Here is a 13,972-nt window from a genome sequence, read left to right as displayed (position 1 = left end):
TAAAGCCCTGATAATTAGATTTATCGGGGCTTTGTTTTTGTTAGCATTGATTAAGAATTTTTATCCCAGTTGGGAGGCGTAAGGCCATTGAGTTGTAGTTTGGCATGGGTAATAATCCAGCGCAAAGGCAAGTCGCCATGCGTGGCCTCCAAATACTCCGAGTAGCTGCACGGCAACAAATACAATTGCTCTTCCTGCGTGTCGGAAAGGTTGTAGGGCACGCCCATCCACCATTTGTCTGTGCGTGTGCATTTGTAAAACGTCAGGTGGTTGGGTGCGCTGTCGATTTGTACCAAATACCTGTAAAAAGTACTGGGTTTGTTCATCTCAAAATCTGGCTGACGGTTGTAAAACCCTTCGATAAAATACCAAATCATAGTAGCAATGATGCCAGCCGTTTGGCCGCGCATGTCCAACGACGGATTATATTCGTAAATACCCAAACTGGTTAGTTTGTTGCTTTGGCCTGCGTACCAACACAGTTGGCAAGCCTCTTCGCCCGAAAAACCAAAAGGCTGGGATTGTGCGCAACCTGGTGCATCGGCCATCCGAATCGCCGAAACATCAATAGTCATCATGTCAGCATCGCGGATAAGTGGCTCATTTTTAATTATATCCTCTCTCGCTACGCCCAAACGACGCGCCTCAAAGTGGAGCTTTTCCAGTGCCTCTAAGGTATGGCGATCGGCCAAATACGTTTGGTAGCCCAAATGAATATAATCGAGCAAATGCGTGTCCGAATGCGTCAGGATTTTGTACAGATGATGTTGACTAAAGCTCTCGCCCTCAAATTCTTCCATGTCAATAAATGCATCAATATTGACGATGCTCATACGTCTGCCGAGTACCTGATAGCCCATGTATTGCCCAAAACAAAGGTCATGCGAGCCGCCCAACACAATCGGAAAAACATTGTGTTCCAGTAACATGGCGCACACTTCCCGCAAACGAGAATGTGTATCTTCCAGCGTTTCGCCGAGACGCAAATTTCCCAAATCCACGATTTTGTAAGCTCCTGTGCCACGCTTGAGCTTGTATAATTTCTGTCGAATTACGTCTGCGGCCTGTGCTGTTCCCTCGTTGGTTTTTGTGCCGCGCTCTTCGGGTACGCCAATAATGGCAATGTGTGCGCCGCCCCAATCAGGAAACGAATTCCAATTGATTTCGATGGCTTTTTTGAACGAACAAGAATCTTTAATGCTTTCAAAATCAGATTCTTGCAGGCTATCTAAAAAAATATTCAGACTCATGGTAACGTACAGATAATTAGCGTAATGATGGCAACTACAAATGTTATGCAATGGTTTTGTAGCAAGTTGAAATTAAAATGCTAAAAAAACAAATGCAATATTATTGCATCAGGATGCGCCATTCTTTGGGGTAATAATTATTGAATCGGTTGGGCAAAGCTTTTACCCAGCCCAACGGTACATTTTCATAACAAACCACAGCCCAGCCGCGCACATTGGTATCCAGTTCGAAATTGTCGCGGCGCAAATAGGCGATGGCTTGCTCTTTGGTTAGGTCTATACGCGTACAATCTTCTGCAAGACATGTACTTACGGCCAACTCATGCGCAGGTATTAGCTCTTTGGCTGTTAGTTCGCCGAGTCGCACGCCTGCTTTACGCAAATAGAAATTATCGGCCAAACATTTAATATCCGCTTCCAAATCCGCAGGTACAGCTAAAACGGCCTCTTGCAATGGCATGAAGCTAAGTTGTTCATCACTAAGCCATTTACGCAACAATTTGGTATCCAATTTGGCGGGTTTCTGGCGGCTGCGGTGTTGTGCTTCGTCTTCGGGTTGGGTTTTGCGCAAACAAGCCACAAAAAGCCCTTCGCCGCGCACCAAATGCGGGAAAAACCGATACACGCCCGCTTGATTTTTGGGGGTTTGGGTAAAAACAATGCCCCATTCAGACGGAATCGGGACGGTTACGGGCTGCATTTCAAACTCGTCGATGAGCCAATCTACGATTTGTTCGTTTTCGGCTTCGCTGTACGAGCAAGTGGCATAAATCAGCAAGCCATTTTCTTTGAGCGTGGGCAGCACATCGGCCAAAATGCGTTGTTGGCGTTGGCTGCAAAGCGTTACGTTTTCCTCCGACCATTCGGCGATAGCATCGGTATCTTTTCGGAACATTCCAGACCCCGAACAAGGCGCGTCCACGAGCAACAAATCAAACCAACCTGTCAGCCGCCCAAAGTCTGATGGGTCGTTGCTGGTTACTACCGTGTTGCTCGCGCCCCATTTGCTGAGGTTTTCGGCCAAAATCCCTGACCGTGCTTTGATTACTTCGTTGCTGACGAGCAAACTCCCTTCGGGTAAGGCTGCTTGCAACAGCGTACTTTTGCCCCCTGGCGCGGCGCAAAGGTCTAAGGCGCGTATCGGTGTCTCTGTTTCCAGTAGATTTTTAAGCAAAAAATCTATAAACATAGAACTGGCTTCTTGCACATAATAGCAACCCGCATGAAAAAGCGGGTCGAGCGTAAAAACAGGTCGTGAAGGCAAATAAAAGCCGTTTTCGCACCATGCCACAGGCTGCGCCGCGTCTGGAAGCAGGTAGTTTTTATGGGGATTGAGGCGAATGGAAACGGGAGCTTGCGCTTGCGCATGAACCGCCAAAAAAGGTTCGGTTTCAAAATAAGGCAAATGCGCCAACGACTCAAGCAGTGCGGCAGGAACTTGTATAGAATTTTGCATCAAAAACAAAGGAAATTAAAAACAGCCCTTGCAGGCCAATTATATCATGTGCCAAAATTCAGGAAAAATACTTTCCCAATGAAATGAGAGAGGAGGAAATGAAAAATGTATGTATCGATTTTGGCAAAAATAATTTCATCTACACAAAAAAATCCTGCTCCAAACACGGGCAGGATTTTTTGTACTAAAATCTTTATGAATAAATACTTTGTTATTCTTTCACGATTTGGTGGGTAGCAAATTGCCCGTCTGCGAAATAAACCGCGAACAAATACATTCCTTTGCCCAAGCCTGAAAGATTTACTTTCGCTTCGCTGCTTTCCAGCACACGGCGACCGTCTGCGGCATATACCCATACTTTTTCGATGGCCGTAGGAGCTGAAATATACACTACGTCTTTGGTTGGGCTTGGATACACGCTTACATTTGGGTTTTGGTTGGGCTTGGCAGCCACGATTTTAGCCGAAAATACAGGGCCAACCCATTCGCTATTGGAGCCGCCATCGCATTTGGAACGTACATACATTTCGTAAAACCATGTTTTTTTGAGGCTATCACGCGAAATAACGGGTGTTCCGTTGACTGGCTGATAAAAGTCGTTGCTGGTGCTGTAAACGCCTTTGCGTCCCCAGAGCACTTCCCATTGTGTACTTTGGCCGTTTTCTGTCCAAGACAAAGAAACAGAGTCCGCCGCTTGACCAGTAATGGCTAAGTTGTAAGGTGCACGGCAAATTTCCTGACCGCTTGGGCGGTTTTGAATATACATCGAAACAGGGAAATAACCTTGCCCACCCGTGAAAACGGCAGTCGGTACGTCTAGTTTGATGCTATGCGAACCCGCCGCCAAATTGCCTAACTGAATTTCACGGTTCGGAACGGCATCACCTGGACACCAGTTGTTAAACGAAAGCCAACTTCTTACTGGTTGGACTGCAGAACCATAAATGCCATTGCCTTGCGTGTTGTATTGGCGATAAGGCTCGCAGGATTTGCCGCCAGGTTTGTAATGAAACTTTAGTTCATTGTCGAGATATACATAATGTTCGCGGCGGTTGTATTCTTCGCCGCCACTGTTCGAGCCATGATTGGAGGTAATCAGGTACAAAACGGCGTTTTCTACGGGTTGGTCGAGCGTGAAATTAACGATTCGGGTCGTTTGGCCTGCTACATCAGTGGCGTTGTAGTTGTTGAGATTTTGGCGATAGGAAATAGGCAAGAAAAATTTGTTGCTGGTCGTGTCGGGTGCGCCATCGGATACGAAGGTAAGTGTTCCGCGAAACACGTCCGTGCGATTGGCGCAGCCTGCTACCTCAGTGTTGGCGGCGGCGGAATAACCATCTGCCCGAAACTCAATCCAAGCGTCATAATTGGCCATCAGTGTGGAGTCGTGTAACAAACTGGCGATGTTGTCCACGCGGTACGTGTAAGGCACTTGCTTAATGGTGGCATTTTTGTTCATAAATGGCGTGATAAAACGGCCAATTTCGATCCGCTTGATGTTGGCTTGATCCCAAGTGTAAGTCGTGTCGCCTTTGGGGGCAAGCACTAAATTGACACCCGCTAAGCGGTCGTAGTTGTCGCAGGCTGCAATAAGCGTAACATTGACCGTCAGGCTGCTGCCCAAGGCGGAGATTTCGTTGACGGTTAGCTTGCGCGAAATCACATCAAGTTCGTAGGCGTGAATCCTAATTGCGTCTTGCGGTATTTGGGAATAAGCCTCAACAGGAAGCGTTTGGCCTGCACCCAAATAATGGTACATGCTGTAAAATGGCACATTGTTGAACACGGTTAGCGTGTCTTGGGCAAGCAGCTTAGGGCTGAACAAAAGTCCCAAGAGTGCAAAAAGTAGATTTTTTTTCATAAGGTAAATAAAAGGAAGTTATTTTGCTTTCAAAGTTAAATGAAAATCCGAAACATGAGTACACATGATTTTTTTTCTGCTAACAATAAAAAAATACGCATAATTGTACTTGACTATCAAAAGGATACAATTATGCGTATTTCATCGCCCACGGTTTAAACCGTGGGCGATGAAGATTTATTTTTTATCACTCATTATTGAGCCCATACCCATACAATTTTAAAAAATCATCATATTCCTGCTGAAATGGCTTTTGGGTATGATGTGATTTTTGGTTTTTAATGTAGTGAAACACTTTCTCCACAACTGATTCTGATACCGAAAAAGCAGCATAGCCAGTTTGCCAAGCAAACTTGTCGGCAATAAGATTATTTTGATTGATAAAATGCGAGCTGCTCCCTTTTACTTGTTTGATTACTTCTGCAATGGATTTTTGGGAACTCAACAAAAATAAACAATGAACATGGTCTGGCATTCCGTTGATAATTCTTACAGGACACCCTTGTTCACGCAACTGCTCTGACATATATTGATGTATTTGATGTTCAACCGATGAATGAATCAAAGGCATTCGTTCTTTGGTTGCCCAAACGGCATGTATCCATATTTTGTTGAATGAATGTGGCATAATTAATTTTTTTAAATTGTGGTTTTAAAATCATTCAAACGGTTTTTATGCTATTGCCCACGGTTTAAACCGTGGGCGGTTAAATTCGCATCAATGGCAAAACGGCTCACCAACGAGTTTCCGCATTTGATGTTGATGTCAATATTCGGAAGCGTTTCCAATTCCCATAATTCACGGTTCAAGCCATGAGCATTCGCATCGGTTTTGTAATAAGCGTTTTTTAAAAGCTCAATCCACAAGCGCAAACGACAAATTTTGACCGAATTGGTATTAATATCCACCCCGAAAAGGCAGTTTTCGATAATGGTTTGTTTCTCGTGAAAAAGCGTTTCTTGTATGCGTTGGCTTTCTTTGTTAGTGGGGTTGTATTCAAACAGTTCGCCTTCATCGTCTGTTACGATTAGTTCGTCATTGACCACTTCCACCTGATATTCTTTGAGTCGCTTGCCCGTGCGGTCTTGTAGAATTTTCAGGTCGTTTTTTACGGCAATCATTTCATTGAGAGCCGACACCAAAAAGTGCCCCGAACCAACGGCAGGGTCACAAATATTGAGGCTATTTACAATTTGGTTGGCTTGTTTTCGGTCTTCGATTTGGTCATAAAGTTCTTCAAGCGTTGTGCAGTTCCAGTTTTTGGTTTAGGTTATTTCTGTGTTCAGCTTCCAATCATTAATTCCCATTAAATTTAAAATAAGTATTCCACTAATTCTGTAAAGTAAAATATTTGCTTGCCTAAGTTGCTCCGCATTTACTTTGTCAATGCTTCCGTGTGTAATGTTGTCTCGAAGATTTTTTAAATCATTCAGTTTTATTGGAAATGTATTTGGGTCTAAGTTTTGACTTTCTAAAAATGATGTCAACTGATTTTTCATTGGTTTGTTTTGTAACAGTCCCTGCACGTTATTCCAACGCTTTTTAAATTCTTCATGTTCCTCCGTTTTGATTGTTTCTAGTAATATGCTTAATGCTTCATTTTGTTTTATTTTTATCTGATTTTTATTCAAAATAACTGTAAATTTTACATTGTTTTGCTTTTGTTTATCGCAAATTTCAATGATGTTATAGCGAATTAAAAACCTAGAATAGTCATCAACTATATGTGATTGGTTAAATAAATTAACTGCTTTTGAAAGTAATTCGAAGTTTTGTAAAGTACCTTTTTGCCAACTTTTTTGTAAAAACTCATTGAAATCCCAGTAAATATCGAACTCTCTAAGATTTCCACTTGTGTCAATAAAATTTTTCTGCTCAAGATTTTTTATCGTGATTGTATTTGCAGGTAAATGTATCCTACGCAGTATGTAATCAATCTTTATGTGATGATAAAATGAAATCAATATTAAAACTATATCACCATAAAAAATCGCTTTTTCTTTGGTAATTATATTGTTATATTTAAATTGAATTTTAGGCTCTTTAGTTATAGTAGCAACTCTATTTTTGCGGCTATCATTGGAAATGAAATTGAATTCTGGACGAAATTCTGAAGATTCAAGTTTGTAAAACTCGCTTGAATTGTCCATTCGTTCAATATTGAAGCTCTCTTCGTTTTTAGGCCATAAAAAAGAATAAAATGGTTCTATAACTCTAAAACCTTTGTCGTCTAAGTAAAACTCTGCTGTGTTTTTCTTTTGTTCGTTTGGTGGCCAATAAAATTTTACAGTGTTAATTTTTACACTAATGTATTTCTTGTTTTGTTCGTAGAAATTGGTATGACTTCTAACACTAATTAATTTAGATTCAGATAAATTAACTTTTTGTAACCGTTCATTTATCTTACTATTGGTTACTTTGACTTTCAAAAAAGAACCAAATTTGTTCCAATTAATTTTATTTGACCAATTCATAAAGGCCTCATCAAAATAAGTTTCTTCGTCAAATAAGATTCTCAATTCTATTTCATTCTGCTCTATGTATAAATGAGCATGATGAACCACACTGATTTTTACTCTTTTGTGAGGATAATAACTATAATTATCAAAATCAACATTATCAAATTCTACATCTAAACAATAAAAGTCGCTCATTTTTTAGTGTTATTAAATGAAATTACTGTGTTTTTTGTGAAATGTAATCTGCTTACCATTTCCTCAGCAAAATCCTACACAAAAGGACAAAATACAACTATTTTCTCTTGTAATTATACAAAATTTGGTTCAAATAAAAAACAGGGTTACAGATTCAAAATATAGTGCGTACTTCTGCCGTCGCCTTGCGGTAAAAGAATGTGAAGTTTGGCTAAGTAGTGTACTGCCAATTGTACATATTTCGTTTGTTTTGAGCCGATTAAAACCACGTAATCGGCTCAAATATACCTAAAAATGCACCTCTCACCAAGCAAAAAAGGGACTCTCTAAGCTATACAAAGAGAATCCCTTTTTGAGTAAAATGTACTTATAATTAAGCCTTTAGCGATGCCATATCCACTACGAAACGGTAGCGAACATCACTTTTTAGCATTCTTTCGTAGGCTTCATTGATGTCTTGCATCTTGATAAGCTCAATGTCGGATACGATATTGTGTTTGCCGCAGAAGTCCAAAAGTTCCTGCGTCTCGGCGATGCCACCGATAAGCGAACCCGCCACCGACTTGCGTCCCATAATCATCGGTACGGTATGCAAACTTGGTTCTAATGGCCCCAAATAGCCTACCAAAACCAATGTGCCGTTGATGCCCAACGTGGCCGTGTAAGGGTTCAGGTCGTGCGCGTAAGGTACTGTGTCGATAATCACATCAAATTTGCCGCGCACCGCCTGCATTTGCTCTTCTTTCGTAGAAATAACCACGTGGTCTGCGCCCAATAGTTTCGCATCTTCGGTTTTGCTTTCTGTGCGTGAGAATAGCGTTACTTCTGCGCCCAAGCCTTTGGCCAATTTGATGGCCATGTGCCCTAAGCCGCCCAAGCCCACTACGGCTACTTTGCTGCCTTCGCGCACGTTCCAGTGGCGCAATGGCGACCAAGTCGTAATGCCCGCGCAAAGCAATGGAGCTACTGCCGCCAAATCCAAATTTTCGGGTACTTTTAATACAAAACGCTCATCTACCACTACTTTTTCGGAATAACCGCCAAATGTCTGTGTGCCAGAATGTCTGTCTTTGCCGTTGTAAGTGCCCGTGAAACCGTTTTTGCAATATTGTTCCAAATCCTGTTGGCAACTTTCGCAAGTGCCGCAAGAGTCCACCATACAGCCGACGGCGGCCAAATCGCCAACTTTAAATTTGCTGACGGCTGCGCCGACTTTCGTTACGCGACCCACGATTTCGTGGCCCGGTACGGCGGGGTATTTCGTGCCGCCCCAATCGTTGCGAGCCGTGTGTAAGTCCGAATGGCAAACGCCGCAGTACAAAATGTCTATCTCAACATCTTGCGGCGTAGTTTCGCGGCGGTCAACGGTCATGAGTTTTAGGTCTGCATCGCGGGCAGGCGTGCCAAAGGCTTTTACTGAAAATGTTGCCATAAAATGTTGTGAAGGAAATCGTGAATATTATTCTCGTTCAACAAAAATTAGACTAAAAAGTTTTGTTTTGATAAAGTTACATATAATAGTAAGAGTTTTGTAAGAGGTGGTAAACTTTTTATAACCATAACATTAGACTAATATTTAGTTAGTGTAAAGAGCGCATTTTTGCCCATGCGTTATTTATGGCTTTTTTTTCTTTGGTGGTTTTGTGCTTGTAGCCAAAATCACCGCACTATCAAAATAAAGGGTTCGGACACGGAAGTGAATTTGGCTGTGTTATTGGCCGAAAAATATCATTTACATGACCCCGATTTGCTTATTTCGGTTTCTGGTGGCGGTTCTGGATTGGGGATTGCCTCTTTGCTCAATGGTACAGCAGATATTGCCAATTCTTCACGCGACATTAATCCCAGTGAATTGCATTTGTTTTCACAAAAAAAGATGGCGGTAAGCTCCTTTGTTTTTGCGCAAGATGCCATTGCTTTTGTGGTGTCGGACAAACTCACGCTTGATTCGATTAGCACCCAAAACTTGGGCTTATTGCTGAGTGGGGAAGTGGATAATTGGGAGATTTTTAGCCGACAAAAAATAAGCGTGAATATTTATGGCCGTCAGAGCAATTCGGGGACATATGAGTACGTGAAACATCGTTTAGGGATTCGTTTTTCGGCTTATGCCAAGCAAATGAACGGCAATGCCCAAATCTTAGAGGCCGTCAAAGCGGACAGCTCGGGGCTTGGTTATGTGGGCGCAGGCTATGTGATGAATCAGGCGCACAAGGGATTAAAAATTTTGAAAATTTATACCGAAAAAGCACCCATTGCCGTCTCGCCTTTAGATGAAAAGCGCATCATGGCAGGCCAATATTTTTTTCAAAGACCCTTGTTTCAGTTTTATAAAACAAGTGATAAGCAAAAAGTAAAGCCATTTTTGGATTATGAGCAAACCTCGGAGGGGTTGGCACTGATTCGAGCGTCTGGTTATTATCCTGTCCGATGATTTTCCCAACCCTAACGTAATGAAAGCGAATAGACGAGAACAAATAGACTGGTTGTTGAAGCAACTTTTTAAAGCAACGGGGCTTGCAACTATATTGTTGTTGGCGGGCATTTTTCTGATGCTGTTGGGCAATAGCATTTCTTTTTTTCTACAAATAAAACCCATTGACTTCCTGACAGGCTCGCAGTGGAACCCCGATACGAATTACTGTATTTGGCCGTTGGTGATTAGTACCACGTTTGTTGCTTTTGGGTCGATGTTGTTGGCCGTGCCTTTGGGGATTCTGACGGCGGCTTTTCTGTCGGAATTTGCGCCGCGCCGCCTCCATATGTTGCTCAAACCGTTGATAGAAATGTTGGCTTCCATTCCGTCGGTGGCGATTGGTTTTTTAGGAATTGTATTGGTGGGGCCAAACTTGTCCAAACTGTTTGGTATTGCCAATGGCCTGAATGCCTTGAATGGGTCTATTCTGTTGGCTATCATGTCTTTACCCACAATTATTACGATAAGTGAAGAAGCCATTAGTGCCGTGCCGCAAAGCCATCGGGAAGCCTCGTTGGCGTTGGGAGCGACGCGCTGGCAAACGCTTTATCAGGTAACGTTGCCTGCCGCGTTGCCTGGACTTATTGCCGCTGTGATGTTGGGTCTGGGGCGTGCCTTAGGCGAGACGATGACCGTGTTGATGGCGACTGGCAATGTGTCGGCTACTCCCAAAAATTTTCTGGATTCGGTGCGAACCATTACGGCAACTATCGCCATAGAAATGGGAGAAGTGCCGTACCAAACCACCCACTATTTCGCCTTGTTTGCCATTGCTATTATACTTTTTGGAATGACGCTAACCGCAAATTTGGTGGGCGAATATTTTGCTAACCGACTTAGAAAATTTCAATCATGAGGGATTCCGTTCGTTCGATATTGAATTGGCTATTGCTGTTGAGTAGTACGGCCTTAGTCTGCTTGTTTTTGGGAATAATTCTATACGATATTTTTAGTAAAGGCCTTCCCGCACTTTCTTGGGAATTTGTGAGTAGCTACCCGACGCAAGGCATGACGAAGGGAGGGATTTTGCCGACGATTGTGGGTACGGTGATGCTGACGTTTATCACGACGCTGTTTGCAGTTCCTTTCGGGATCACGTGCGCAGTTTATCTGAACGAATACGCCAAACCAAGTTTGCTGACCAATATCATTCGGGCATCTATTCGGAATTTGGCGGGTATTCCTTCGATTATTTATGGCTTGTTTGGCTTGGCCTTGTTCGTGCAGGGCTTGGGTTTGGGTACGTCGGTATTGTCGGCGGGACTAACGTTGGGTTTGTTGTCGTTGCCTTATATCATTACCACCACCGAAGAAGCACTCAAGACCATTCCCAATAGCATGCGCGAGGCAACACTGGCTTTGGGCGTAACACAGTTCGAAACGATCCGAGATGTGGTATTGCCTCAAGCCCTTTCAGGCATTTTGACGGGTGTAATCCTGACGCTTTCCAGAGCAGCAGGGGAGACGGCACCGATTCTTTTTACGGGTGTAGCGTTTTATATTAACGGAATTTCTTTTGCGCTAAATCAGGAGTTTATGTCTTTGCCCTATCACTTGTATATGCTATCTACCCAACACAGTGCCATCGAACAAGTCAGGCCATTGGCTTATGCTACCGCCGTGGTGCTCATTGTGTTAGTGTTTTTGCTCAATGCGGTGGCTTTTATTATTCGATTCAAACACAGAAATAAAAACTAAAGCCAATGCTTACGCCCGATGTTCCTAAACTTTCTTGCCAGCACCTGAATTTATATTTTGGTACAAAGCAAATTTTAAAAGATGTTTCTATCGAATTTCCCAAAAATCAAGTTGTATCCTTGATTGGGCCTTCGGGTTGTGGGAAATCTACTTTATTGCGTTCGTTTAATCGTATGCACGATTTGGTGGCAGATGCGCGTATCGAAGGCAAATTGTTTTTGGATAATCAGGATTTGTACGCGCCGCAAGTGTCGGTTACGCAGATTCGTAAGCGCGTGGGAATGGTTTTCCAAAAGCCCAATCCGTTGCCCAAAAGTATTTATGATAATTTGGCGTATGCACTTCGTATTCACCAATTTCCTAAAAATGAAATACCACAACTTATCGAAAATGCCTTGCGGGAAAGTTATCTTTGGGAAGAGGTGAAAAACGAGCTTAAAAAACCTGCGGTTAAATTGTCGGGAGGGCAACAACAACGCCTTTGCATTGCTCGAACCGTCGTGTTGCGGCCAGAAGTGATTCTGATGGACGAACCATGCTCTGCCCTCGACCCGATTAGTACCAACAAAATAGAAGAATTGATCCTGAAGTTAAAAGAACACTATACGATTGTGATCGTAACGCACAATATGCAGCAAGCGCAACGAATTTCGGATAAAGTGGCTTTTATGTATTTGGGAGAACTAATTGAGTACGATACTTGTGAGCATATTTTTCACCGTCCGCAAAAGGAGCTGACCAAAAACTATATCAGCGGTCATTTTGGATAAGCTAAAGGTTAATTGTCTTGCGAGAAACGGCGAATCATGTCGCACACATACGCGATTTGTTCGGGCGTAATTCCCGCGAACATCGGCAAACTCAGGCTTGTAGCAGCCATTTGTTCGGCTATCGGAAAAGCACCTTTGCCGAAGCCTAAATCTTTGTAAGCGGCTTGCAAATGCGGCGGTGTGGGGTAATGAATGGCTGTTTGTATGCCTTTTTGTTGTAAAAAATGTTGCAACTCATCGCGGCGCGGATGGCGCACCACGTACAAATGAAATACGTGTGTGGCTTGTGGCGCACATACTGGCAACTGCAATTCGGGTAGGCCAGCCAACTGCTCGGCGTATTGCGCGGCGGCTTGCTGCCTTAGTTGCGTCCAGTGGTCTAAATGCTTTATTTTCAGTGATAAAAAAGCCGCTTGCAAGCTGTCCAGCCGTGAGTTAAGGCCTTGCACTTCGTTTACGAAACGCTCCCGCGAACCATAATTTCGGTACAAACGCGCCTGTTCTGCCCATTGCGCCGAGCCGGTGGTGAGTGCGCCTGCATCGCCGAACGCTCCCAGATTTTTGGTCGGATAAAAACTCGTAGCGTTGAGATGTCCCCAAGAACCCGTACGCCGCTCCGCCCATGTGGCACCGTGCGCTTGTGCGTTGTCTTCTATCACCCAAAGTTGGTGTAGGGTGGCTATGTCCGTGAGCGGCTGCATGGCAGCACTTTGCCCGAACAAATGCACGGGAATAATAGCACGTGTTTGGGGTGTTATTTTCTCCTCAATACGCTGATAATCAATATTAAAAGTGTCTGAAAATGGTTCTACCAGCACAGGCCGCGCCCCAACCGCCGACACCGCCAGCAAGGCCGCGATATAGGCATTGGACGGCAAAATTACTTCGTGGCCACGCCCCACGCCCAGCACCTTGAGGGCGATAGTCAGCGCGTCGAGACCATTGCCAACGCCCACACAATGCGCCGCACCCGTGTACTGCGCAAAGGCTTGCTCAAAGTCTGCCACGCGCTGCCCCAAAACAAATACGTTTTCGTCGTAAAATTCTGAGAACAAACGCATTGCTTCTTGTTTGAGTGGCGCATGACTTGGCGCAAAATCGATAAAGGGAATGTGCATTTTTGGTAAGTAATATTATTTGTATCCGTAGATGATAAAAACGCCCTTGTCTTCTTCGTAAGGGATATGCAATTCTTGTAAAAGTTGTTCAAATGCGGCTGTCTCATCTATGATTGTTGGAGCAACCAAACGGCCATTATGCTCTGCATAACAAGGCCTTACTTTTATGTACTCAATGGCGAAAAATAAAAACATTCCCTCTTGATAAAATGGACTCCAATCGCCAAACCATCGTGGTTTATCTGAGATTTGTACTTCTTCAAAGGATTTTTCTTCGAGTACTAATTTTTCGATGTATGGAGGTGGAAATGGTAGGCTTTGAACGCCGTGTTGTAATTTCAGCCATTTGGTGTCATTCATTATAGATACTAACCCTTTTTGGTTGATGGTTTGCCTAACTTTTTCTTTTAGTTTTAATACATACTCGTCATTCTGTGTATAATACTTATATTTTTCTCTTTCAGAAATATTGGGGTCTTCAAAAATATCAATCCATGTCTTTTGCCTTTCAATATTATTCATTGTTCAATTGCATTTATGTTTTGTAATATGTCATTCTTAGCCAGTTACTAATGAGTAAATAAATGAAGTGTGTTTTGTTTTTGATAAAAAAGACTAAATGGTCATTGCCAATGTCAAATATAAACCTAATTGATGGGATATAAAACACCCACCTTGCGGCGGTTGG

12 protein-coding genes and 1 pseudogene are annotated in these 13,972 nt (G+C 43.2%); 4 read left to right on the top strand and 9 right to left on the bottom strand.

The features are described from left to right. Positions 1-50: 50 nt before the first annotated feature. From BM090_RS10315 to BM090_RS10285, 7 genes and pseudogenes are all read right to left on the bottom strand, one after another. Positions 51-1,250: a formimidoylglutamase gene (locus BM090_RS10315; protein WP_091512016.1), complete on the bottom strand. Its 1,200-nt coding sequence runs from the start codon at positions 1,248-1,250 to the stop codon at positions 51-53. A gap of 100 nt (positions 1,251-1,350) precedes the next feature. Beyond that, complete coding sequence (locus BM090_RS10310) at positions 1,351-2,706, bottom strand: methyltransferase RsmF C-terminal domain-like protein (protein ID WP_091512013.1); 1,356 nt, start codon at positions 2,704-2,706, stop codon at positions 1,351-1,353. Between the two features lie 211 nt (positions 2,707-2,917). Next, positions 2,918-4,567, bottom strand: coding sequence for a peptide-N-glycosidase F-related protein (locus BM090_RS10305; RefSeq protein ID WP_091512010.1), 1,650 nt, complete (start codon positions 4,565-4,567; stop codon positions 2,918-2,920). 187 nt (positions 4,568-4,754) lie between these two features. After that, the gene (gene tnpA, locus BM090_RS10300) at positions 4,755-5,195 is read right to left on the bottom strand and encodes an IS200/IS605 family transposase (protein ID WP_091512007.1); all 441 of its coding nucleotides are present in this window, start codon (positions 5,193-5,195) and stop codon (positions 4,755-4,757) included. Between the two features lie 77 nt (positions 5,196-5,272). Then, a pseudogene (locus BM090_RS10295) lies at positions 5,273-5,830 on the bottom strand (DNA methyltransferase); the annotation flags it as partial. A 3-nt stretch (positions 5,831-5,833) separates the two neighbouring features. After that, a complete protein-coding gene (locus BM090_RS10290; RefSeq protein WP_091512004.1) occupies positions 5,834-7,222 on the bottom strand; it encodes a hypothetical protein in 1,389 nt (462 codons plus the stop codon). A 373-nt stretch (positions 7,223-7,595) separates the two neighbouring features. Then, positions 7,596-8,654 carry an NAD(P)-dependent alcohol dehydrogenase gene (locus tag BM090_RS10285; RefSeq protein WP_091512000.1) on the bottom strand — a complete coding sequence of 353 codons (1,059 nt, stop codon included), beginning with the start codon at positions 8,652-8,654 and terminating at the stop codon, positions 7,596-7,598. Positions 8,655-8,828: 174 nt separating this feature from the next. Between BM090_RS10285 and BM090_RS10280 the strand changes: the two genes are divergently transcribed. From BM090_RS10280 to pstB, 4 genes are read left to right on the top strand one after another with little or no spacing between them, the layout of a single operon-like run. Continuing rightward, positions 8,829-9,656: a substrate-binding domain-containing protein gene (locus BM090_RS10280; protein ID WP_177199905.1), complete on the top strand. Its 828-nt coding sequence runs from the start codon at positions 8,829-8,831 to the stop codon at positions 9,654-9,656. 19 nt (positions 9,657-9,675) lie between these two features. Then, entirely contained in the window at positions 9,676-10,554 is an 879-nt protein-coding gene (gene pstC, locus BM090_RS10275; RefSeq protein ID WP_091511992.1) for a phosphate ABC transporter permease subunit PstC, read from the top strand. Continuing rightward, entirely contained in the window at positions 10,551-11,396 is an 846-nt protein-coding gene (pstA, locus tag BM090_RS10270; RefSeq protein ID WP_091511989.1) for a phosphate ABC transporter permease PstA, read from the top strand. Before pstC ends, pstA begins: the two co-directional genes overlap by 4 nt. A 5-nt stretch (positions 11,397-11,401) precedes the next feature. Continuing rightward, complete coding sequence (pstB, locus tag BM090_RS10265; RefSeq protein ID WP_091511985.1) at positions 11,402-12,166, top strand: phosphate ABC transporter ATP-binding protein PstB; 765 nt, start codon at positions 11,402-11,404, stop codon at positions 12,164-12,166. A gap of 8 nt (positions 12,167-12,174) precedes the next feature. On the opposite strand, the gene BM090_RS10260 is transcribed toward pstB, so the two are convergent. Next, complete coding sequence (locus tag BM090_RS10260) at positions 12,175-13,284, bottom strand: DegT/DnrJ/EryC1/StrS family aminotransferase (RefSeq protein WP_091511982.1); 1,110 nt, start codon at positions 13,282-13,284, stop codon at positions 12,175-12,177. A gap of 15 nt (positions 13,285-13,299) precedes the next feature. After that, positions 13,300-13,806 carry a DUF6678 family protein gene (locus BM090_RS10255; RefSeq protein WP_091511978.1) on the bottom strand — a complete coding sequence of 169 codons (507 nt, stop codon included), beginning with the start codon at positions 13,804-13,806 and terminating at the stop codon, positions 13,300-13,302. Between the last annotated feature and the right edge of the window lie 166 nt (positions 13,807-13,972).

The sequence above is a fragment of the Flexibacter flexilis DSM 6793 genome, from assembly GCF_900112255.1.
Lineage (GTDB): Bacteria > Bacteroidota > Bacteroidia > Cytophagales > Flexibacteraceae > Flexibacter > Flexibacter flexilis.
Note: the sequence above shows the minus strand (reverse complement) of the source record. Positions and strands in the feature narration are given on the sequence as shown.